23 protein-coding genes are annotated in these 22,601 nt (G+C 28.4%); 1 reads left to right on the top strand and 22 read right to left on the bottom strand.

The window, feature by feature from the left end; genetic code table 11:
* Positions 1-11: 11 nt before the first annotated feature.
* A complete protein-coding gene (gene radA, locus ACAG39_03600; GenBank protein MEZ0536320.1) occupies positions 12-1,349 on the bottom strand; it encodes a DNA repair protein RadA in 1,338 nt (445 codons plus the stop codon).
* A gap of 121 nt (positions 1,350-1,470) precedes the next feature.
* On the opposite strand from radA, the gene ACAG39_03605 reads away from it, so the two are divergent.
* Positions 1,471-2,601, top strand: a complete 1,131-nt coding sequence (locus ACAG39_03605; protein ID MEZ0536321.1) for a glycosyltransferase family 4 protein — start codon at positions 1,471-1,473, stop codon at positions 2,599-2,601.
* A gap of 25 nt (positions 2,602-2,626) precedes the next feature.
* Here ACAG39_03605 and ACAG39_03610 read toward each other — a convergent pair whose 3' ends face one another.
* From ACAG39_03610 to ACAG39_03710, 21 genes are all read right to left on the bottom strand, one after another.
* On the bottom strand, positions 2,627-3,907 hold the full coding sequence (locus ACAG39_03610) for a nucleotide sugar dehydrogenase (GenBank protein ID MEZ0536322.1): 1,281 nt from the start codon (positions 3,905-3,907) through the stop codon (positions 2,627-2,629).
* Positions 3,900-5,057, bottom strand: coding sequence for a glycosyltransferase (locus tag ACAG39_03615; GenBank protein ID MEZ0536323.1), 1,158 nt, complete (start codon positions 5,055-5,057; stop codon positions 3,900-3,902). Before ACAG39_03615 ends, ACAG39_03610 begins: the two co-directional genes overlap by 8 nt.
* Positions 5,058-5,215: 158 nt before the next feature.
* Complete coding sequence (gene hemL / locus ACAG39_03620) at positions 5,216-6,469, bottom strand: glutamate-1-semialdehyde 2,1-aminomutase (protein MEZ0536324.1); 1,254 nt, start codon at positions 6,467-6,469, stop codon at positions 5,216-5,218.
* On the bottom strand, positions 6,470-7,444 hold the full coding sequence (gene hemB, locus ACAG39_03625; GenBank protein ID MEZ0536325.1) for a porphobilinogen synthase: 975 nt from the start codon (positions 7,442-7,444) through the stop codon (positions 6,470-6,472).
* The gene (gene cobA, locus ACAG39_03630; protein ID MEZ0536326.1) at positions 7,437-8,912 is read right to left on the bottom strand and encodes a uroporphyrinogen-III C-methyltransferase; all 1,476 of its coding nucleotides are present in this window, start codon (positions 8,910-8,912) and stop codon (positions 7,437-7,439) included. Before cobA ends, hemB begins: the two co-directional genes overlap by 8 nt.
* 26 nt (positions 8,913-8,938) lie before the next feature.
* Positions 8,939-9,790 carry a hydroxymethylbilane synthase gene (gene hemC / locus ACAG39_03635; protein ID MEZ0536327.1) on the bottom strand — a complete coding sequence of 284 codons (852 nt, stop codon included), beginning with the start codon at positions 9,788-9,790 and terminating at the stop codon, positions 8,939-8,941.
* Entirely contained in the window at positions 9,780-10,415 is a 636-nt protein-coding gene (locus tag ACAG39_03640) for an NAD(P)-dependent oxidoreductase (protein MEZ0536328.1), read from the bottom strand. Before ACAG39_03640 ends, hemC begins: the two co-directional genes overlap by 11 nt.
* Positions 10,382-11,581: a glutamyl-tRNA reductase gene (gene hemA / locus ACAG39_03645; protein MEZ0536329.1), complete on the bottom strand. Its 1,200-nt coding sequence runs from the start codon at positions 11,579-11,581 to the stop codon at positions 10,382-10,384. Before hemA ends, ACAG39_03640 begins: the two co-directional genes overlap by 34 nt.
* 171 nt (positions 11,582-11,752) lie before the next feature.
* Positions 11,753-12,577: an ATP-dependent sacrificial sulfur transferase LarE gene (larE, locus tag ACAG39_03650; protein ID MEZ0536330.1), complete on the bottom strand. Its 825-nt coding sequence runs from the start codon at positions 12,575-12,577 to the stop codon at positions 11,753-11,755.
* Positions 12,578-12,609: 32 nt separating this feature from the next.
* Positions 12,610-14,331 carry a sulfate adenylyltransferase subunit 1 gene (locus tag ACAG39_03655; GenBank protein ID MEZ0536331.1) on the bottom strand — a complete coding sequence of 574 codons (1,722 nt, stop codon included), beginning with the start codon at positions 14,329-14,331 and terminating at the stop codon, positions 12,610-12,612.
* Between the two features lie 50 nt (positions 14,332-14,381).
* Positions 14,382-15,182: a sulfate adenylyltransferase subunit CysD gene (gene cysD / locus ACAG39_03660; GenBank protein ID MEZ0536332.1), complete on the bottom strand. Its 801-nt coding sequence runs from the start codon at positions 15,180-15,182 to the stop codon at positions 14,382-14,384.
* Positions 15,183-15,193: 11 nt separating this feature from the next.
* Positions 15,194-15,508: a ferredoxin family protein gene (locus ACAG39_03665; GenBank protein ID MEZ0536333.1), complete on the bottom strand. Its 315-nt coding sequence runs from the start codon at positions 15,506-15,508 to the stop codon at positions 15,194-15,196.
* Positions 15,492-17,180: an adenylyl-sulfate reductase subunit alpha gene (locus ACAG39_03670; GenBank protein MEZ0536334.1), complete on the bottom strand. Its 1,689-nt coding sequence runs from the start codon at positions 17,178-17,180 to the stop codon at positions 15,492-15,494. Before ACAG39_03670 ends, ACAG39_03665 begins: the two co-directional genes overlap by 17 nt.
* Positions 17,181-17,221: 41 nt before the next feature.
* The gene (locus tag ACAG39_03675; GenBank protein MEZ0536335.1) at positions 17,222-18,442 is read right to left on the bottom strand and encodes an O-acetylhomoserine aminocarboxypropyltransferase/cysteine synthase family protein; all 1,221 of its coding nucleotides are present in this window, start codon (positions 18,440-18,442) and stop codon (positions 17,222-17,224) included.
* Positions 18,439-18,690, bottom strand: a complete 252-nt coding sequence (locus tag ACAG39_03680; GenBank protein ID MEZ0536336.1) for a sulfurtransferase TusA family protein — start codon at positions 18,688-18,690, stop codon at positions 18,439-18,441. Before ACAG39_03680 ends, ACAG39_03675 begins: the two co-directional genes overlap by 4 nt.
* Positions 18,687-19,553, bottom strand: a complete 867-nt coding sequence (locus ACAG39_03685; protein MEZ0536337.1) for a 4Fe-4S binding protein — start codon at positions 19,551-19,553, stop codon at positions 18,687-18,689. Before ACAG39_03685 ends, ACAG39_03680 begins: the two co-directional genes overlap by 4 nt.
* Positions 19,554-19,556: 3 nt before the next feature.
* Complete coding sequence (locus ACAG39_03690; protein MEZ0536338.1) at positions 19,557-19,976, bottom strand: M67 family metallopeptidase; 420 nt, start codon at positions 19,974-19,976, stop codon at positions 19,557-19,559.
* A gap of 19 nt (positions 19,977-19,995) precedes the next feature.
* Entirely contained in the window at positions 19,996-20,811 is an 816-nt protein-coding gene (locus tag ACAG39_03695) for a ThiF family adenylyltransferase (protein MEZ0536339.1), read from the bottom strand.
* Positions 20,808-21,017, bottom strand: coding sequence for a sulfur carrier protein ThiS (gene thiS, locus ACAG39_03700; GenBank protein MEZ0536340.1), 210 nt, complete (start codon positions 21,015-21,017; stop codon positions 20,808-20,810). The genes ACAG39_03695 and thiS overlap by 4 nt, the downstream gene beginning before the upstream one ends.
* A 27-nt stretch (positions 21,018-21,044) precedes the next feature.
* Positions 21,045-21,788, bottom strand: coding sequence for an ABC transporter permease (locus ACAG39_03705; protein MEZ0536341.1), 744 nt, complete (start codon positions 21,786-21,788; stop codon positions 21,045-21,047).
* On the bottom strand, positions 21,757-22,596 hold the full coding sequence (locus tag ACAG39_03710; GenBank protein ID MEZ0536342.1) for an ABC transporter ATP-binding protein: 840 nt from the start codon (positions 22,594-22,596) through the stop codon (positions 21,757-21,759). The genes ACAG39_03705 and ACAG39_03710 overlap by 32 nt, the downstream gene beginning before the upstream one ends.
* Positions 22,597-22,601: the final 5 nt, after the last annotated feature.

Below are 22,601 nucleotides of genomic sequence, written 5' to 3' on the forward strand. Positions count from 1 at the left end.
TCAACCTCAATCTAAAAAATATAGTTTAAAACCTCACTTACATAGTTCATACCTATAATCTGGATATTATATGTATCTTTAATTGAATCAATATTCTTTTTAGGAATAATTACAGTTTCAAAACCCAGTTTTTTTGCTTCATTTATTCTTCTTTGTACATTGCTTACTCCTCTAATCTCTCCACCTAATCCAACCTCCCCTATTAATACAATATTCCCGATTGGTATATTTTTATAGCTTGAAGCAATAGAAGAGATTATTGCTAAATCAGCTGCGGTTTCTGATATCTTAAACCCACCTATTACATTTATATATATATCTTGTAAACCAAGTGGTATACCAATCTTTTTTTCAAGTACTGCACATAACATCATACATCTGTTATAATCTACACCAGTAACTGTTCTTCTTGGTGTACCAAACTGTGTTGTGCTAGTAAGTGCCTGAATTTCCAAAACCAAAGGCCTAGTACCTTCAATTCCAACAAAAATTGCCCTTCCTTCTGAATTAATATTATCATCTAAAAATAGCCTTGAAGCATCATCAATCTCCAAAAGACCATTATCTGACATTTCAAAAATTCCAAGTTCATTGGTAGGACCAAATCTATTTTTATATGCCCTGATTATTCTGAATGTGTTAAATCTTTCACCTTCAAAATATAATACACAATCCACCATATGTTCGAGAACACGTGGGCCTGCAATAAGCCCATCTTTGGTCACATGTCCTACAATTACAGTTGTTATGTTATACTTTTTAGCTATTCGCATTAATCTTAATGTTATCTCTCTAACTTGTGAAACACTCCCCGGTGCTGAAGAAAAATCTGATGAAAACATTGTTTGTATAGAATCGATAATTATAAACTCAGGTTTTTTCGCTTCTAAATACTGTTCAATAATATCAAAATTTGTTTCAGTTAAAACATTTATTTTTTCAGATGCATTAAGTCTTTTAGCTCTAAGCCTTAGTTGATTTATCCCCTCTTCTCCTGAAATATATAAAACATCTTTGTTATTTGCTAAAATACTTGCAACTTGTAACAGTAAGGTAGATTTGCCTATACCTGGTTCTCCTCCGATTAATACAAGGGAACCTTTCACAAAACCACCGCCCAAAACCCTATCAAGCTCCAAAAAACCACTTGAAAATCTATCCTCTTGAATATCAACTGTTATATTATCTATTTTATAAACATCTAATTTATCAAAGCTATTTAATCTTTGCTTATTATTTTTTTCAATTACTTCTTCAATTAAAGAGTTCCATTTCCCACATTCTGGACATTTTCCAAGCCACTTTGTAGTTTTATATCCACACTCTTGACAAACATACATACTTTTCATACACTTCACCTATCAAAATTGCATATGTTATATTTTTATCATAATTTGAGCAAATAATAAAGATATATGATATAATTTAAATGTATAATGTTTCTATTCTCTGAGGAGGATTTTTTATAAGATGAAAGTTTTACATTTGATTAGTGGTGGAGATACTGGTGGTGCCAAAACTCATATAATTAATTTATGTAGCAAATTAAAAGACATGGTAACTTTAAAGATTATCTGTTTTATGTATGGCTCCTTTTATGATGATGTAAAGAAAGCAGGAATAGATATATTAGTATTTGAACAAAAAAATAGACTAAATATAGGCGTAATAAATAAAATTGTGGAATTAATAAATAATGAAGGCTATCAAATAATTCACTGTCATGGTGCAAGAGCAAATTTTATTGGCATGCTCCTTAAAAAAAGAATGCCAAATCTTATTTACATAACAACATTACATAGTGATTTTGACCTTGATTTTCAAGATAATCTGTATAAACGTTTTATTTTTGCTTCATTAAATAAATTCTCTCTTAAAAAGATGGATTACTATGTTACTGTTGGTTCACCACTTGTAGAAAAATTAAAAAGCTTTGGTGTAAATCAGGATAAAATTTTTGTTATGTATAATGGGTATGATTATGATATTAAGATTTCTTTTAAAGGTAAAAACCAATTTTTAAGTCAATATATCTCTCCAAATTTTTTTAAAAATAAAATTATTATTGGTAACTTAAGTAGGCTCTATAAAGTTAAAGGGCTTGACGTATTTATTAATGCTGCAAATGTTGTTTTAAAAAAGAATAAAAATGTAATTTTTTTAATAGGTGGAGAAGGCCCCCAAAAAGAATATTTAAAAGATTTAATAAATGGTTTAAGTGTACATGAAAATGTATTCCTTTTGGGTGAAATAAAAAATCCTTATGACTTTTTTAATGCAATTGATATAAATATTATTAGCTCTTATTCAGAAACATTCCCATATTCTATTTTAGAGTCAACAATGCTTGAAAAATGTTGCATTTCAAGTTCAGTAGGTTCTATTCCAGATTTAATTGAAGATAATATAAATGGCCTTTTGTTTGCAACAGGTGACTACAATATGTTAGCACAAAAAATATTATATTTAATTGAGAACGATCATTTAATAGAACAATTTGGTAAAAAACTATCTCAAAAAGCTAAGATAATGTTTTCATCAACAGCAATGGCAATGAGACAACTCGAGATATATAATCAGATAATAAATTTAAAAAAATGAGGCTGGAAACTACTTTCCAGCCTTTTTATATCTTTTCGAGAATAATATTATTTTCTTTTGCAAAATCCATTGTGTAAACATTTCTTGTATCAATTATTATTAATGGATTAACATTTGTATAGTTTTTAATACTCTCAAAAGGAATTCCTTCTTGTTTTGCCAAAACTAAAACAACATGGCAATCCTTTAATGCTTCTTCAATTGTGTTGACCTTCCCACTAAACTGACTTTTTACAGCTGGATCAAAAACCTTTACCTCAACACCCCTTGAAATTAATATATCAACAATCTCATGTGCAGGGCTTAATCTATCATCTGAAGAATAATCTTTCATTGCTATCCCTAATACAGCAACCTTTTTATCAACATTATATTGTTTAATCATTTTCATTGCTAAATCACTAATGTAACTTGGTATACCTTCATTAAATATTCTAGCAGTTTTTGCAATTTTTAAGTCAACACCAATCTCTTCTGCTTTTGCATTAAGATAATAAAATGCATTAGGAATGCAAAATCCACCAACACCAGGTCCAGGATATAAGAGATTTACTCTTTTATGTGAATTAGCTACCTTTATAACCTCAAAAATATCAATTCCCAGTTCCTTTGTAAATCTTTCAAATTCATTAACCATAGCTATATTGATATCTCTTTGAAGGTTTTCAATTACTTTTGATGTTTCAACAACCTCAAAAGAAGAGCCTACTACAACTTCTTCCTTTGAAATAGCCCTTATAAGATTAATTGCTCTTTCTAAACTCATTTGGTCATTTGCAGCAACAGCTGTTGGCATATTTTCAAATTCATCAAAAGCCTTTCCTTCTGCTATTCTCTCAGATGCATAAGCCAAATAAAAATCTACACCACATTTTAATCCGCTTTGTTCTAATATAGGCATAAATATATTTCTTGTAGTACCAGGAACAACAGTACTTCTAAGTAATATAAATTGGTCTTTTCTTAAATTTTCTTTTAATGAATTAGCACAACTTGTAAGATATTCAAAGTATGGTTTACCACCATAAACAGGTATTGGTACTGTTACGATAATGTTATCACACTCTTCTAAAGCTTGTTTTATATTGTCGGTAGGAATAAATCTTTCACTTTTTAGCTCCTCTAACAATATATCTTGTATTGTTTTACCATTATACGATTCTAAATGATGAGTAATACCATTTTTTAACTCATTTATAAGGTCAGAGTTTATATCAACTCCATAAACCTTAAACCCTTTCATAGAAAAGCTTAGTGCAAGAGGTAGTCCAACATAACCAAGTCCTATAACACATACTTTATTCATTTATTAACCCTTCTTCCTTAAGTATTTCAAGCATTTGACTAACTTTGTTTTGCCATGAGGCATCTTTTGAAAGTTCTAATCTTCTATTAATTAAATTAATATCACTTTCATTCAATGCCTGTTCACATTTATTAACAAAATCATCATAGCCTTGGGCTATATAAACACAATCTGAAAACTGATTTACTTGTTGCATAGATGTTGAAACAATAGGTTTTGTTGTTGCAAGGTATTCATAAAACTTTAGTGGGCTTACATTCTGTGATAATTTATTTGTTTTAAAAATATTTAAGCAAACATCAAAATGACTTATATATTTTGGTAGTTCTTTATAGTCCACTCTACCAATCATATATATATTTGGATATTTTTTTAGATTATCAACGTTTATTCCTGCACCAACTGGTCCAAGTAAAACAATTGACCATTCGGGTTTTAACTTTGCTATATATTCAATCAATTCTATGTCTATCCAGTTTTGAATAACACCTACAAAGCCTAGAATTGGTTTTTTTACATCTTTTAATACCTTTGGTAATTCTAATTTGGTAGATGCTTTATTAAAGTGTTCGAAATCAACACCATTTGGTATTAGATGGACCTTTTTATTAAAATTTTTCATTTCATCATATAAACCTTTAGCAGTTGTAAATACCACATTACTTTTTGCTGCAAGTTTTGCTTCCATATTATCAACAAGCTGTTTGTTAATAAATCCTTGAAATTCTGAATGTTTATCAATACAATCATATACCAAAGCTTTATGAGGTAAATATCTTAGAATATCAACAGTATTTGGCATATATGTCCAAATTATTGGATTTTTAACCACAAATCTATCAAAAACTTCTTTCTTTATATATCTTGCGATATTAAATTGATTAATTTTATTTATCAATCTATACTTATTAAAAAATGGAATAATTGGTGGAAGTGAAAATACATAAAGATTATCCTTTACTTTAAATGGATTGCTTTTATATTTCTTATAATAAGGCTTAAGTAATGGATCTTTTAAAGGCCCAATTAAAGTTATAGGTGGCTCAATATAGAATATTCTAAAATTATCTGGCATTCGTTTCATAACTTGTTGTTTTCTAGTAGGTATTGGTTCCCATGCTGTAGTTGAAAAACAAATTATATCATTCATTTGTATATCATCCTTATCCTTTTTAATAACAATACCATTGAATAAAATACACCATAAAAGGCAATAAGTCAATAATAACAATTTAGTATTAACAAAAAAGAAAGTTAGGATTTTATTCCCAACTTTCTTTTAAAAAATTTTTTATTTATCATGATTCACTAAATAATATTAAATATTTCTATTGTTTTTTCAATATCCATTAATGAATGCGATAATGATAAAAATAAAGCCTCAAACTGAGAAGGTGGAATAAAAATACCATTTTTTATTAATGTTTTTGTAACTCTATTAAATAGATTAATATCAGATTCTAAAGCATCACTATAGTTTTTTATTTGCCTTTTGTTTGTGTAAAAGATTGTCATCATTGAAGCACATCTATTTATAACATAACTTATTCCTTTTTTATTTAATATTGATGAAAGCTCCTCCTCAAACTTTAATGCCAATTCTTCAAGTTGAGAATATATTTGATTATTTGAATATAATATATTTAAAACATTTAATCCGACACCCATTACAATAGGATTCCCAGACATTGTACCTGCTTGATATACATTCCCAATTGGAGCTAACTTATTCATTATTTCTCTTTTACCTGCAACAGCTCCACATGGTAAACCACCACCTATAATTTTACCAAATGTAACTAAATCAGGTTCAACTCCAAAGTATTCACGTGCTCCCCTATAAGCAATTCTGAATCCGGTAATTACTTCATCAAAAATCAAAACACTATTGTATTCATGGCATATTTTTCTTAAAAATATTATAAATTCCTTATCAGGAATAACTACACCCATATTAGCTGCAATAGGTTCTACAATTACAGCAGCAATATCATCTCCGTATTTATCAAAAGCAGCTTTAACCTGATCAATTGAGTTATACTCACAAACAATTGTATCCTCTAATATTGAAGAATTTACTCCTTCGCTTATTGATATATTAAATGTCATCTGTCCTGAACCTGCTTTAACTAAAAAAGCATCATAATGTCCATGATAATTGCCTGAAAATTTTATAATTTTTTTCCTTTTTGTATAACCACGTGATAATCTTATCGCAGTCATAGTAGCTTCTGTGCCAGAATTTACCATTCTTATCATGTCTAATTTTTGTGTTTTACAAATAAATTCTGCAAATTTCAATTCTATAATTGAGGTTGCACCAAAAGAATCATAATTAGAAATTGCAAAATTTAGTTGCTTAATAAATTCATTACTTCTATGGCCTAGAATTAGGCTTCCCCATGACATAATATAATCTATATATTTTTTTCCACTTATATCATATAGATATGCCCCCTCACTTCGTTCGAATATGGGCGGTTCAATACCTAAATTTAAAAAGGCTCGAACAGGACTGTTAACACCACCTACTAAAAAACTTTTTAACCTTTCAATATCCAATTAAAAAACCCCCTTATCAATCCATTCTGCTACCTTTAAAGCATGATAAGTGATAATTATATCAGCTCCAGCTCTAATCAATGAAGTAAAGCTTTCTCTAACAGTTTTTAATTCGTCAATATAACCTTTGTTTGCACCTGCTTTAATCATCGCATATTCACCACTAACTATATATGCTGCTACTGGTTTTGAAACAACTTGTTTCATTTTTTGCAACACATCAAGATACATTAAAGCTGGTTTAACCATTAATATGTCGGCTCCTTCTTTTTGGTCAGCTAAAGCCTCATTTATAGCCCCCTTTAAATCAAAAGGATTTAGTTGGTATGATGTCCTATCACCAAATCTTGGACTAGAGAGTGCAACATCTCTAAAGGGATTATATAATGAAGAAGCAAATTTGGTGCTATAAGACATAATAGGAGTATAATTGAAACCATTTTCATCTAACTTTTTTCTTATAGCATATACCTGTCCATCCATCATACTTGAAGGAGCAACAATATCTACATTATGCTTAACATATGAAACAGATATATCTCCGAGAATCTCAATAGATTTATCATTATCAATCTCATTATTATTAATAATCCCACAATGCCCTTCATGAGTTAATCCACATAAGCAAACATCAGCAATAACAACTGAATCTAAATTCTCTTTTATATAGGTAGCTGCTTTTTGAATTATATTCTCTTCTAAATAATTACTAAAATCATTATTAGGAATTTTATTTTTATATACCCCAAACAATAGAAAAGATTTAATACCATGTTTAGATGCTTTTTCTAAAACATAATCAAGCTTATCAATAGAGCATGTTACAATATCATCTAGCTCTTGATTATATGATAATACATCTTTTCCTTCGCAAACAAATAATGGATATATAAGCTGTGATTTTCGAATATTTAAAGAATAAAACATTTCGTTGAAATTTTTATTTGAACGTAATCTTCTTAGCCTTTCATACATTTTTGGTAACCTCCAATATTTTTTCTAAAATACCTTCTTGGCTATACACACTAGATAATATAGCATAAATCCCATATTTTTCTATACGTTCTTTTGTTGCTGGTCCAATAGCAATAACAGTTCTATATTTTAAAATATCAATAATATCATATATATTAATGAATGAATCAAAAAAAGCTGAGCTAGTAAACACATAAATATGGGCATCTTTAATATCATTAATATCAAAAACTATATTATTCTGCTGAATAAATTTATACGGTCTAATATCATCAACAAAAGGTGTAATCTCTTTAATATTTTCAGTAAGTATATTATCTGCATTCTCAGAACGAATTAAAAGTATCTTATCCTTATTTGTAAGTTTTTCTTTTAGTGTTAAAAATAACTCTTTAGATGTATATTCATTAGGAATAATAATTTCATTTATACAAAAACTTTTTAATTTATTAGCTGTTTTCTCTCCAATTGCAACATATTGTGCTTTTATATTTCTAATATCTATATTATTTTTCTTTAAGAATTCAAAAAATGAATCAACACCAACTTTACTAGTAAAAACAATATAATTATATGACGCAAGCCTATCAATAACCGATTGAACATTTTCACTTTTATCTTGGTAATACATTGAGTTAATCTCAACAACTTCTGCACCCATATTTTGTAATTGTTGTTTTAACCAAATGTTATGCCCTTTAGGACAACACAACACTACTTTTTTTCCAAAGAGAATCTTATTTTCATACCAATTTAATAATTTTCTAAAACCGATAGTATCACTCAAAACAAACATTGTAGGCTCTTTTGAAGAAATATCAAAATCTCTTCCACTTAGATTTACCAAAGTATCTACTATACATTTCTGTTTTGAAGTGCCGGCAGATGAAATTATAGCAGCTAACTGTTGTTTGGTTTTATTATTTAAAAGTTGTTCAATTAAAAATGGTATTTTTTCTCTTGCCATTAAGAAAATTATTGTACCCTCAAGTTTTGAAATGATCTGAAAATCCAAATCATCTTCCAAAGAACTTGCAGTAAATACATGAATTGAATTAGAAACTCCTCTATGTGTAATTGGTATGCCACAAAAATTAAGAGCAGCATATATGGAGCTAATTCCTGGTATTACCTCAAATTCAATATTATTATTTGATAAAAAAATAGCTTCTTCTGAGCCCCTACCATATATATAAGGATCACCACCTTTTAATCTGCATACTGTCATTCCATTTTTTGCATACTCAACCAACTTATAATTTATCTCATCTTGAGACATATAATGTCTTTTGTTTTCCTTACCACAAAAAATCTTAATACAATCATGTTTAGTGTAATTAAGAATATTTTTATCAATTAATTTATCATATAATATTACATCACATTCCTGAATAATTTTCATAGCTTTTATTGTTAATAGTTCTTCTGTTCCTATACCAGCACCAATTAAATATACCTTTCCACTCAAAGTACTCGCATCCTTTATTTTAAATTTTATATTATTTCATCTATTAACAAATCTCTATCAGTTATTTGTCCATTAACAGAGTATTTTCTTATAACACCATCTTTTTCTATCATTGCTATTATTTTTATATTGTTATGGTTTATTTTGCAATAAACACCAATCGGAGATGAACAACCACCACCAAGCCTTTTTAATATATCCTTTTCAATATCAGCTTCTTGGTGTACGATATTATCATCTATCTCTGTTAATATTTGCCTATATTCGCTATATTTTAAAATTTCTACACAGATAATACCCTGTCCTGCTGCAGGTATAACTTCTTCACAATCAAAATATGTTAAATTATATTCCCATAAATCTAATCTTTTTATAGCAGCGGCTGAAATAATAATCCCATCAAGATTTAGTTCTTTAATCTTATTTATTCTTGTGTGAATATTACCTCTTATTGGTATAAATTCAATACCTTTTTTTATGTTATTTAATTGAATGATTCTTCTTCTACTTGATGTACCTATTCTTGATCCTTCTTTAAGATCATAAAAATTAACATCTTTATATGTTAGAAAAACATCACGTGGATCATCTCGAATAGGTGTTGCAACAATATCAAATCTATTATCAATATTTACAGGTAAATCTTTAAAACTATGAACAGCAGCATCTGCATTAGAAGACAGTAGAGCATTTTCAAGTTCTTTTGTAAACACTCCTGTCATATTAATCTTATCAAATGTATCAAGATTTCTATCACCATATGATTGAACAAATATCTTTTCACAACTAATATCAAATCTTTGCCTTAATTTGTTTATTATTAAATTTGTTTGAATTTGAGCTAAAGCACTTTTTCTAGTTGCAAGCCTAATCTTCATTTAAAATATCCTCATTTCTAATTAAAGTATAAGCTTCATAAAATTTATCACTATTTAAATAGTTCATTATTGTCTTTATTAATTCTTTGTTATTACTATTTTTAATTTTTTCTCTTATTTTTTGAGAGTACTTATAAAAATCAAGATACTTTTTAGTATTATTTATAAATCTCTGCATAAGAAATCTTGCAAATGTTGGATTCCCATTTAATGTGTTTATAGCAATGTGAAAATCTTCAAAAGTTTCTTGCATAGGTATAATTGTATTACCATATTGTGCATTCTTACACACAACATAAAGTTTAGAGTACTTATTACAATGCTCAATTATTTCTTTTATTTTTTCATCATTATCAATAGCAATAATAATTAAATGTTTATCAATAATAACTTCTTCTGAATACTGCATATTTATAAAATAAATATCATTATTCTTTAATAGATTGAAGCTATCAATAAATTTATCAGAAACAACATATACACTACAACCCCTTTTTACAAATCCTTTTGCTTTTAAATAGCCAGCCTTACCTCCCCCAATTATGCATACTTTAACTTTTTGAGATATCAAAGATATTGATGATAGTTTACTTAAGTAAATATTTTTTTCAAAATATTTAGGCATTCTTCTCCACGCCCTTCTTTAAACTCATCTTTTAAAACCTCTATAGCCCTGTCATATATTGTAAACACAGGGTATTCAATACTTTCAATAATTTGATTCTTATTATTATCTTTGATATTTTCTGATTGTATTTTCTTTAATAATTCATAAAAACTATATTCACATAACCTTTTAATAGATTCTTGAAAGGTATTTATTGGTTCTCTATATATTCTAAAATCATACCACATCATAAATCTACTAACAGCTTCTTCAATTATATATGAATTTTCCGATGAAACTTTTTCGCGAAGATTTTTATTTTCTTTGTCAATCTTATTTATATCATCAATATTAATTACTTCTATATTTTTTAAACTATATATATCATCTTCAACATCCCTTGGAAATGCTAAATCATATATCACAAGTTTAAGGTCGGTTATGTCCTCTTTATGAATAATTGGATGAGGTGATGATGTTGCCGAGATTATTGCATCAACATATTCATAAAAACTTTTTCTATCTTTAATATTAAAAAATTCAACGCTTCTTAGTTCATTAAAAGTTTTTGCATTATCAAGATTCCTAACTCCGATATATATCTTTTCTATTGAGTTCATATTAAGATGTTGAAAACACATTTTTGATATCTCGCCAAAACCAAGTATCATAATTCTTTTGATATTTCTTTTTTGAATATCATTTGATACTATACTTCCAATTGATAGTGGATACCTATTAAAATTACATTTACTTCTAAATTCTTTTGAAACTGAAAAAGCTTGTTCAAATAATCTTTTCAATACTGTTTTGATACTTTTACTTAAAACAGCTTTATTATATGCTTCTTTTATCTGATGTACAATTTGTTCTTCTCCAATAATTAAAGAGTTAATCCCAGAAATTAATTTAAATAAATGTTCAACAACCTCTATGTTTTTTTTGATATATATGAAAGGCTTAATATCCTCTTTAAATGCAAATAAATTAAAAATATCATTTATATTAAAATTGTCTTCAAAAGCTAAATATATTTCTGTTCTTGCACAAGTTTGAAGTATTAAGAATTCGATATCAAATTTAAGTAAAATATTCTCAAATTCATTAATCCTACTCTTTGATAGATATATTTTTTCTCTTATATTAATTGGTATATTTTGGTCAATACCAAGAAGGGCTATCATTCAATCATCTCCAAAAGTTTTTTATTTTTAATTTATCACATATTAAGATAGCACTATTTTAACGAAAAAAATAGACATTATTAATAAAAATACTCAAATAATTTTAATAAAACTAAGAGCCCCTAAAATAAAAAGATATTAGGGACTCTAAGAATATAAAAAATAAGTGTTTTATAAGCCTTGTTTCTGAAGATTTAATGTTTCATTCATACTTCCTGTTCTATATCCTTTTAAATCAAGAACAGGGTATATAAATCCTAAGCTTTTAAAATAATTATATACTTTTTGACAGTTATCATTGTTTAAAAGTATTGCCATCTCTTCAGGTTTAACTTCAATTCTTCCTATATTTCCATGATATCTTACTCTAACTTGACTAAAGCCCATATTTATCAAAAATTGCTCAGCTTTATCAATCATTTCAATCTTTTCTTTTGTAATTTCCTCACCATAAGGAAATCTTGATGAAAGACAAGCAAAAGATGGTAAATTCCAAGTATTTAAACCAATTTCTTTTGACAAAAAACGTATTTCATCTTTAGTTAACTTTGCTTGTCTTAATGGGCTTAAGATTTTTAATTCTTCAATTGCTTTAAGTCCTGGCCTATAATCGTCCAAATCATTATAATTTGAGCCTTCAGCAATATTTGTTATATTATTTTTTTTAGCTACTTCAAACATTTTTGTAAAAAGCTCTTTTTTACACAAATAACATCTATTAACAGGATTTTTTGAAAAGCCCTCTATACTTAATTCATTTGTGGTAATAACAATATGTTTAATCCCATATTCTTGAGTAAATCTCTTAGCTTTTTCTAATTCCCTTTGAGGAAATGTTTCTGATATGGCTGTAACTGCTAAAACCTTATCACCTAATACATCAAAAGCAACTTTAAGTAAAAATGACGAATCTACTCCTCCAGAGAAAGCAACAATAAGGCCATCAAGAGAAGACAAGTAATTTTTTAAAAAATTAAATTTTTCATACGTATTCATTAAATCACCCTTCTTTTTTAGACTTAAGAAAATCATAACATGTATTCTAATTCATAATTATCATCTGAATCCTTATACTTTATTTCTCTAAACTTCATAAAATCAAACCATTTGTTTGCAAAATATTCATCAATAAACTTGCCATCATATAATGATAATTCATCTAAGAATTTCTGAAAATCTATGTCTGTTTTAACTTTTATATAAAATCCTCTTGTATTTATTAATGGTACCATAGAATAATTATATCCCTTAATACTTTCAATATCTATTAATATTGAATTTCTTATCTTTGCAACAACTTTCTGCTCTAAATCAAATATATCAAAGTTCTCTGGGTATAAATAAGTGCGACCATTTATAGGTACAACATCACCAATTTTGAAAATTTCAGGTTTACTATTAACCTTTTGAACTATATTCACATTTAGTTGATAATAATATTCATCAAAGCAGTTGACAACAATCTCATGCTCTTCACTTACCAATTTGCATGCATTTTGAAAACCATAATCTAGCCCTAATACAATTCCGCCACCACTTATATCATAGTCATCAACAAGCACAAATCGACCTGTATTTTGATTATTTACAAATTCATCAAACCATATTTTTACCTTTGTTTTTATTGTTACCTCAGCAACATCATTAATGTTAACTAATTTTATATTTTCATCAACATCTAATGTAGTAGTATTTATTACTTTGTTTATTTTTAAAATCTCGCATTCAACCTCTTGTGTAACCAACTTTAATTTATACTTGTTACCTTCAATTAATGGCTTTTTTCCCATCCAAAAAATATTTGCCTTAAAAACATCAGATATTGACGGTTTATTATCAATATGTGTAATAACTTCTCCTCTTTTATTAAAAAACTCATCTTCTAATGTAATACCAACTGACATTCCTGCAAATATAGTGTCTTTTTTGTCTTTATCCTGCCAGAATTCTATACTTTTTACTTTTGTTATTTTATTATCTGGAGAGATTAATATCTTATCACCAACACTCAAACTCCCAGATTCAATTCTTCCAGCAATTATTCTTCTGTTATCAAATTTGTAAATATCCTGTATTGGGAATCTAAGAGGTTTTTCTATTAATCCCTTTTCTTTTTCTATTTGGTCAATTGCAGTAATTATAGGGTCACCTTTAAACCAAGGCATTTTATCAGATTTCTTTGCTATATTATCACCATAGAATCCTGAAACAGGTATATATTTTAATGGATAAACGTGTAGTTTATTCAAAAATTCATTCATCTGCTGTTTAATTTGATTAAACTTCTCTTCAGAATAATCTATTAAGTCCATTTTATTTACAATAACAAAAACCTTCCTAATTCCAATAAGCGATAAAATATATCCATGTCTTTTCGATTGTTCTTTTACACCTTCTTGTGCATCAATGATAAGTAGTGCTGCTTCAGCGTTTGCAGCTCCAGATACCATGTTTTTTAAAAATTCTTTATGTCCGGGAGCATCAATAATAATATAATCTCTTTTTTGAGTTGAAAAATAAATCTGTGTAGTATCAATAGTTATACCTTGCTTTTGTTCTTCTTCAAATGCATCTAAAAGATATGCATACTCAAAAGGTTTACCTTTTTCTTTACAAATAGCCTTAACTTTTTCAATCTTACCTTCATTAATTGATTTTGTATCATATAATAATCTACCAATTATTGTTGATTTGCCATGATCAACATGCCCAACAACTACTATTTTTAAACTTTCTCTATCTTGTCCCATAAGCATCCTCCTATTTAGCTTTGTAAAAACATGTAAATTAATTAGATTTATTACATGTATCCATCTTTCCTGAGCTTTTGCATAGCATAAGCATCTTCTTGGTCTTGGGCTCTTCCAGCTCTTTCACTTATATTAGTATTTTTTAGCTCTTCAATAATCTCATCAATAGTTGAAGCATTAGAATCAATTTTTGATGTGCATGGTGCACATCCTAAACTTCTATATCTCTTGCCGTCTTGAGAAAAGTATAAATCAATTATTGGTATATTTTCTCTCTTGATATATTCCCAAATATCTATTTCATTCCAATGAAGTATTGGATGAACTCTAATATGATTGCCTTTTGGAAAATCTGTCTTAAATTGATCCCATAGTTCTGGGGGTTGATTTGTATAATCCCACTCTAAATCTTTATTTCTTTCACTAAATATCCTTTCCTTAGATCTTGAACCTTCTTCATCCCTTCTTATTCCAACTATTAAACCTTCAAATTCATATTTATCTATAACCTGCTGTAAAGCTTCTGTTTTTAATGCTTTACAGCAAACCAATCTACCATGTTGTGGTCCCATACCTTGTGATAATGCATCTTCATTTTTATGAACAATTAAATCAAGTTTATATTCTTTTGCTATTTTATCTCTATATTTAATCATCTCTGGTATTTTATAAGTAGTGTCAATATGAATTAATGGGAAAGGGCAATGGCCAAAAAAAGCTTTTAAGGTTAACCATAATAACACAGTTGAATCCTTTCCAATTGACCATAACATTCCTAACTTACCTAATTTTTTATATGCTTCTCTTAATATATATATTGAGTAAGCTTCTAAAGTATCTAATCTATCCATAATTGAACCTCCTAATAATTGTTTGACTCTTTTTGGTTAGTTTTAATTGTTATTCTTTCACCATTTGGTTTTTCAAAAACCCAGTATAAATTGAAACCATCTTTTTTAACTGAAAGAGTTGTTCCCCTACCCCCGATATCAATTCCAAGAAAATATTTAATGGCATCATTATTACATTCTTTTAAACAAGAAGCACATCCCCAACATTGAGAAGGGTATTTGATGTATGCTTTACCTTCTTGATTTTTATACAATAAATTTCCAGGACATACTTCTATACATTTTCCGCATCCAATACAATTTTTTAGATCAATCTTTATGCTCATATATCTCATCCTTTTTAACTAAGTCTCTTAATATAATTATTACTTTATTGTTTTCATACCTTGAATTTACAAATTTAAGCCAATTATCATCATCCTTTTCTGGATAATCAATATAATAATTGAATCCAGGCCATCTTGTTTCTTTTCTAACCTTTAAATGCTCAATAAGAACCTTACAGATATACAACCTATCAATTAGCTCAAATATAAGCATAAGTTCATGTAAATCATTTGCCTTTAAATTTTTACTAACCTCAAAAAGCTCATCAATAAATTTAGAAGCAATATTTAGTTTGTTTTCACTTATAACATAACTAGTTGAAATTCCTCCTGCATATTCATCCATTATCTTTTGCATGGCTTCTTCGACATCAAAAATAGAATATAGGCAGTTTTTATTAATAAAAAATCTATTGACCTCTTCAAGCTTTTTAAAAATAAAATTATCATCTATGGTTTCAAAGTCTTTATTTTCTATATATTCTAAGGCTGACATAGCAGCTATTTCGCCTTCTGCTAAACAACCGGGTACAAATTTCTGAGGACTTCCTCCTACCACATCTCCTGCTGCATACAATCCTTTAATTGTAGTTGCTCTTCTTGTGTCAACCCAATATCCACTAGCTGTATGTCCACCAACAATATAAGGCTCTGTACCTTCAATTTCCACATTTTCATCAGATGGCCCAACTCCTTTATCTATCCATTTTAATGTTTGTGATGGTGCCATATTTAAATAAGCTTTATAAAGTTCATATTCTTCATCTTTTGAAATTCCTTTGGTTTTTAAATAACATGGACCGTTACCTTTATTGTTTTCGCATATAGTTGAAAATACTCGAATTGAGGTTTTAGGAATACCATATTTATTCTCATATTCTTCACCTTTTGAATTAATTTGTTTTGCACCAACACCAAGTGATAAAGTTCCAGTAGGAGCTATTGTATCTTTACACCTAAGTGCAATAAATCTCATTTCAAATGTAGTCATCTCAGCACCTGCTCTTATTCCCATAGCGTATCCTGCACCTGCATTAAATGGGGGATACCATGTTTTATGCTGAGAAAAGCTTGCATTTTTAGATTTATATATTCCTGAAGCTCCACCTGTTGTGCAAATTACTGCTTTTGCATATATAACATAAAATGTATATTCAGTTAACGAAAATCCATATGCTCCTACTACTTTTCCATTTTTAACAATGTAATCAATAATATTAATCTTGTTAATAACTTTAATATTTTTATTCTTTAATACTGCTGAAGCAAGGATAGGTTTTATGTTTTCTCCATTTATTTTTATATTCCATCTACCTCTATTAACATAATCACCCTTTTTGTCTTTTAATATAGTAAGCCCTAATTCTTCCAATTTTTTTACCACATTGTTTAATCTTTTCGCAATTGAATATACTAGGTCCTCTCTTATAATTCCTTCAGCATCATTCTTAACATATTCTAAATAGCTATCCGGTGATTCTCCATCTGGAATATATGCATTTAGTGCATTGACACCACTTGCTAAACAACCACTTCTCTTTATATGTGCTTTTTCGGCAACAATAACTTTATATTCTGATTTTTCTGCAATTGTTAAAGCTGCAAAACAACCTGCTGTTCCACCACCAATTATTAATATATCAGTAAAAAGTGTTTTTATTTCAAAATTCATTTAAAGGCACATCCTTTACACTGTAAATTTATCTAAGATATCTATAATTTTCGAATTGATTCTTCAAAATCTTCGATAATATCATCAATATCTTCAATTCCAACACTAATTCTTATTAAATCATCATATACTCCAGATCTTTCTTTTTCTTCTATATTTGCACTTATGGTTGAAGCAGGATGTATTACAAGTGTTCTAACATCTCCAATATTGGCTAAGTTTTTAGCTAGTCTAAGATTATTTATTACTTTAAATGCCCTATCTTTGGTTCCACATCTAATTGTAAGTAGTGCACCAAATTTTTTATTAAACTGTTTTGATGCAATACTATAATACTGATTATCGTCAAAGCCTGGATAATTAACTGAAATATTTTTAGTATTTGTTTTTAGATATTGTGCTAACTTCATAGCATTATCACACATTCTTTCCATCCTAATGCCTAAAGTTTCCAATCCTAAGCTTGTTAAATATGCATTAAATGGTGACAAACAAGCTCCAAAATCTTTAAGTAAACCTTTTTTTAATTTTGCTAAATAAGCAAAATCACCAAAATCTTTATATTCTTTTAGTGTTTTAAATTTATTATAATCCCAATGGAAATTTCCACTATCAATAATTACTCCACCAATAGCATTTGCACTTCCATTTATATATTTTGAAGTGGAATGTATTACAATATCTGCTCCAAAATCAATTGGTTTTATAATATAAGGTGTTGTTACTGTGTTATCTACTATTAGTGGTATATTATTAGAATGAGCTAATTGTGATAATTCATTTATGTTTGGAATATCTAATTTTGGATTACCTATTGTTTCAATAAAAATTAATTTTGTTTTTTCATTTATACATTCATAAAAGCTATCAATATTAGAATCTTTAGAAAATCTCACATTAATTCCATAATGCTTTAAACTGGTTAATAATGAATATGTGCCACCAAATATTCCGATTGAGGATACAATCTCATCTCCACTACTGACTAAGCTCATAATGGCCATTGTAATGGCAGCCATTCCAGAAGAACAGGCAACAGCACCAATTCCACCTTCTATTGAGGCAATCCTTCTTTCAAATACATCTACAGTTGGATTATTAATACGTGTATATATATATCCTGGCTCTTTCCCATTAAATATTCTTTCTAGCTGTTCTGCAGTATCATATTCATATGAAGTAGATTGATAAATTGGAAATAGAGTTGAATTATTAAAATCATGAGTATTATTATTATGAATTAATAAAGTATTAAACCTCATTTATCAACACTACCTTTTTGTATATATATTGTATAAGTTCGATCATTGTTATTTTCAACGCTGAGAATTTTATGTCCGTCTTCTTTTAAACTTCTTGGCACATTTAATAATGCTTCGCCTTCATTCAATCTAACTTCAAGAATTTTACCTTCGTCAATCTCCTCAATTGTAGCTTTAACTTTAACATAAGTTATTGGACACACAACATCAGTTATATCAACAAAGTAATCTGCTTTTATGTGGTTCATTTTAAAGCCTCCTCTATCTCACTTTTAAAAATATCCCATCCAACTCTGTTTAATGTATTTCCAAATCTTTCTCCTTGTTTACCATATTTTTTGAAAAACATTAATGTAGTTTCAATCACTTTATGAAGTTGTTCTTTTGAGGATATTATAGGTAACAATTGTTTGCCAATAGTAATATTGTTACCATACATGCCTCCAAAATATAAAATATAGCCATATTCTCCTGTCCATGCTCCCGATGGACAAGATTTTACACATTTACCACAATAAACACATTTTGAATAGTCAAACTCTAATGATCTGTTATTTTTATCTACTTTAATTGCCTTTGCAGGGCATACAAATTCACATAATTGGCAGTAAATGCACTCATCCTTTATCCAGTTAGGTTTAACCCCACCTTTTATACCTAAATCATTTTCTTCGGCTTTTAAGCAATTGTTCCTGCAACCACTTATTCCAATTTTAAATTTATGTGGGAGCTCTCTTGCATAGTATTTTTCATCAAATTCTTTTGCAATATCGATAGTGTCAATCAGTCCATTAGGACAAATTCTCGATCCTTGACAAGAGGTTATAGTTCTAACCCTTGGACCACAAGCTCCAGTTTGCAAACCAGCTTCTGATAGTTCTTTTTTTACCAGTTCAATATCTTTAAGTTTAATAAATGGTATTTCTATACTTTGCCTTGCTGTTAAGTGCACATAACCTTTACCGTACTTTGTTGCTATATCATATATCTTCTTTAGTTGTTCAGCACTAATCTGCCCACCAACTACTCTTAAACGCATTGAAAACATATCTTTCTGAATTTGTTTCATAAAGCCACCTTTTTTAAGTTCTTTGTAATCTACTTCTTTCATTGTTTATACACCCTCAACTATTTGAATTTCTTCTTCAAAAGTACTAGAATTTTCTATCTTATAACCTTTTAAAATGGGTTGTTTTTCATTTTTTAATGAAACAATTAAATAGCTTAGATTACTATCAAAAGCTAATCTTATATCCTCTTTTGATGGTATAGCATCTGAATTTGGATGACTATGGAAGTTTCCCAATAGTATCCATCCATTATTTCTTATATCTTTAAGAGCATCAAATTGTTCTTGAGGATTCATTGAAAAATGTTCGGGACTATTATCAATATTTGTTAAAGGGTAGATTTTCATAATTATCTTTTCCTGTCCTTTTATAACCCCACCAATAAGGCCACAACCTTCTGCTGGAAGTGAATTTATACAATGAGTAATTATTTGTTTATATTGCTTAGTTGTTAATACTATCATGGATTATACCTCCATGTATTTAAAGTTTTAAATCGCATTGAGGTTGATCATATTCAATTAAATCTTTAATGGTAGCATTTTGACTGCATATTTTACAATCATCATTTTTAAGAATCTTAATTTTTCTAAATTCCATTTTCAAAGCATCAAAAATCAACATATATCCATTTAGTAATTCTCCAATACCAAGTAAATATTTAATTGCTTCTGTAGCTTGAATAGTCCCTATAATTCCACCCATCACTCCTAAGACCCCGGCCTGTCTACAGGTTGGAATTGCATCAGGTGGAGGCGGATTTTCAAATACGCATCTAAAACAAGGTCCCTTTTCTGGTACATAAGTCATTGTCTGACCTTGAAATCTAATTATACCTGCATGTGAAAATGGTTTTTTAAGCAATACACAGGCATCGTTTATTAAATACTTTGTTGGAAAATTATCAGTTCCATCAATAATAAAATCATAGTTTTTATCTTTAATAATTTGTCTTATATTATCCTTATCTATCCTTTCATGATATGTTACAACGTTGATATCAGGATTAAGTTCATTTACGGTTTCTTTTGCTGACAATACCTTAGGTGTCCCTACTTTTTTTGTTGAATGAATAATCTGCCTTTGAAGGTTAGATAACTCAACTATATCAAAATCAACAATTCCAATTGTACCTACTCCAGCTGCAGCAAGAAACAATGCAGCAGGAGAACCTAATCCACCAGTTCCAATAATTAAAACCTTAGATTCCAAAAGCTTTTTTTGGCCTTTAATTCCTACTTCGTTTAAAATAATATGCCTTGAATATCTTTCTAATTGTTGATTAGAAAAACTGCTCATAAAGAGCCACCTCCCATATAGTATAAAAACTCAATAACGTCATTTTCTTTAATTTTTACATTTTCAAAATCTTTTCTTGGAATAATTCTTTCATTAAGCTGAACAGTAACATATTCTTGCATCTTAACATTTAAGATATTTAATAATTCTTTAATATTTACTTCTTTCTCAAGAGTAACTTTTTCTCCATTTACAACTATATTCATAATATATAGCCTCCTTTTGTTATATTTTTATTTATTAAAATTAATTAGTCCCCATTTTTGATATATATTAAATTCAATTTTGCCAAATATTATATTGTCTACTAAAAGCCCTAAAACAATTATCACAATCATAACAGCAACAACTTGACTTATATCTGCTAATTCTCTACCAATCATTAATATTTGCCCTAATCCTGTTGTTGAATTTAACATTTCTCCTGCCATTAATGCTCTCCATGCAAATGACCAACCTTGCTTAAGACCAGATATTAATGTTGGCAAACATGCTGGTAGAATTACATTCCAATAAGTTTTAAAACCATATGCACCTAAATTTTTTGCTGCCTTTATATATATTGGATTTATGTTTTTTATTGCTGATTCAACAGCTAATGAAATAGCAAATGCAGAACCAATAACAATAACAAATATAATTGAATTTTCATTTAATCCAAACCAAAGAATTGAAAAAGGTAACCAACAAATACTAGGTAATGTTTGCAAGCCTAATATTATTGGACGTAAATTTTCACTTAAAAATTTAAAATTTGTAATAAGTAAACCAATAATTGTTCCTATTATGATAGATAATAAATAACCAATAATTATTCTTTTTATGCTCGAATAAACTGCTAATATTAATGTATTGTCTAATACAAGTTTATATAAGGTTTTAATAACATTAATTGGTGAAGGGAATATATATGGCTTCCAAATATGAAAAAAGTCAACAAATATTTTATAAACCAATTCCCATAGTATTATTATCATCAATATAAAAAGTATCCTTTTTAATATTCCAATCATCGTCATACTCAGTTTTTGCAACCTTCAAAACCTCCTCCCTAAGCTCTTTAATAACTTCAGAAATAATATATGCAGTGTCAATATTTTCAAGAGTTCTTGGTCTTGCTATATGAATATTAAACTCTTTTTTTATTTGACCTGGATGAGATGACAAAACAATTATTCTATCAGCTAATAAAACTGCTTCTTCAACATTATGAGTCACAAAAAGAATGGTTTTTTTAGTTTCCCACCAAATCTGTTGGAGCTCTAATTGTAATATTTCTTTGGTTTGACTGTCTAATGCTGCAAACGGTTCATCCATTAATAATATCTCAGAATCCATCATTAGTGCTCTTGCAAGTGCGACTCTTTGTTTCATACCACCAGATAACTCATGAATATATGAATCTTTGAACTTTGATAGATGAACCATTTGTAAATACTTTAATGCTTTTTCACGTCTCTCCTTTTTATCAATTCCAGCAATTTTAAGACCAAATTCAACATTTTCAATTACATTTAACCACGGAAACAATGCCGCATCTTGAAACATAAATATTCTATCTGGTCCAGTACCATTTATTGGTTTTCCATTTATTAATATTTCACCTTTTGTTTGCCTTTCTAAGCCAGCTATTATATTAAGTAGGGTTGATTTTCCACACCCAGAAGGACCTAAAATGCATACAAATTCACCTTTTTTTATGCTAATGTTTATATTATTTAAAACACAGATTTGTCTTTCTTTTGTGTTAAATACTTTATATAAGTCTTTTATGTCAATATGCATGTTTT

This window comes from Caldicellulosiruptoraceae bacterium PP1, from assembly GCA_041320695.1.
Lineage (GTDB): Bacteria > Bacillota > Thermoanaerobacteria > Caldicellulosiruptorales > Caldicellulosiruptoraceae > JBGGOQ01.

Excerpts from the sequence above, each read along its gene's own strand:
- radA (MEZ0536320.1), bottom strand. The coding sequence starts at position 1,349 with ATGAAAAGTATGTATGTTTGTCAAGAGTGTGGATATAAAACTACAAAG.
- ACAG39_03605 (MEZ0536321.1), top strand. The coding sequence starts at position 1,471 with ATGAAAGTTTTACATTTGATTAGTGGTGGAGATACTGGTGGTGCCAAA.
- ACAG39_03610 (MEZ0536322.1), bottom strand. The coding sequence starts at position 3,907 with ATGAATAAAGTATGTGTTATAGGACTTGGTTATGTTGGACTACCTCTT.
- ACAG39_03615 (MEZ0536323.1), bottom strand. The coding sequence starts at position 5,057 with ATGAATGATATAATTTGTTTTTCAACTACAGCATGGGAACCAATACCT.
- hemB (MEZ0536325.1), bottom strand. The coding sequence starts at position 7,444 with ATGTATGAAAGGCTAAGAAGATTACGTTCAAATAAAAATTTCAACGAA.
- hemC (MEZ0536327.1), bottom strand. The coding sequence starts at position 9,790 with ATGAAGATTAGGCTTGCAACTAGAAAAAGTGCTTTAGCTCAAATTCAA.
- ACAG39_03640 (MEZ0536328.1), bottom strand. The coding sequence starts at position 10,415 with ATGCCTAAATATTTTGAAAAAAATATTTACTTAAGTAAACTATCATCA.
- hemA (MEZ0536329.1), bottom strand. The coding sequence starts at position 11,581 with ATGATAGCCCTTCTTGGTATTGACCAAAATATACCAATTAATATAAGA.
- larE (MEZ0536330.1), bottom strand. The coding sequence starts at position 12,577 with ATGAATACGTATGAAAAATTTAATTTTTTAAAAAATTACTTGTCTTCT.
- ACAG39_03655 (MEZ0536331.1), bottom strand. The coding sequence starts at position 14,331 with ATGGGACAAGATAGAGAAAGTTTAAAAATAGTAGTTGTTGGGCATGTT.
- cysD (MEZ0536332.1), bottom strand. The coding sequence starts at position 15,182 with ATGGATAGATTAGATACTTTAGAAGCTTACTCAATATATATATTAAGA.
- ACAG39_03665 (MEZ0536333.1), bottom strand. The coding sequence starts at position 15,508 with ATGAGCATAAAGATTGATCTAAAAAATTGTATTGGATGCGGAAAATGT.
- ACAG39_03670 (MEZ0536334.1), bottom strand. The coding sequence starts at position 17,180 with ATGAATTTTGAAATAAAAACACTTTTTACTGATATATTAATAATTGGT.
- ACAG39_03675 (MEZ0536335.1), bottom strand. The coding sequence starts at position 18,442 with ATGAGGTTTAATACTTTATTAATTCATAATAATAATACTCATGATTTT.
- ACAG39_03680 (MEZ0536336.1), bottom strand. The coding sequence starts at position 18,690 with ATGAACCACATAAAAGCAGATTACTTTGTTGATATAACTGATGTTGTG.
- ACAG39_03685 (MEZ0536337.1), bottom strand. The coding sequence starts at position 19,553 with ATGAAAGAAGTAGATTACAAAGAACTTAAAAAAGGTGGCTTTATGAAA.
- ACAG39_03690 (MEZ0536338.1), bottom strand. The coding sequence starts at position 19,976 with ATGATAGTATTAACAACTAAGCAATATAAACAAATAATTACTCATTGT.
- ACAG39_03695 (MEZ0536339.1), bottom strand. The coding sequence starts at position 20,811 with ATGAGCAGTTTTTCTAATCAACAATTAGAAAGATATTCAAGGCATATT.
- thiS (MEZ0536340.1), bottom strand. The coding sequence starts at position 21,017 with ATGAATATAGTTGTAAATGGAGAAAAAGTTACTCTTGAGAAAGAAGTA.
- ACAG39_03705 (MEZ0536341.1), bottom strand. The coding sequence starts at position 21,788 with ATGATAATAATACTATGGGAATTGGTTTATAAAATATTTGTTGACTTT.
- ACAG39_03710 (MEZ0536342.1), bottom strand. The coding sequence starts at position 22,596 with ATGCATATTGACATAAAAGACTTATATAAAGTATTTAACACAAAAGAA.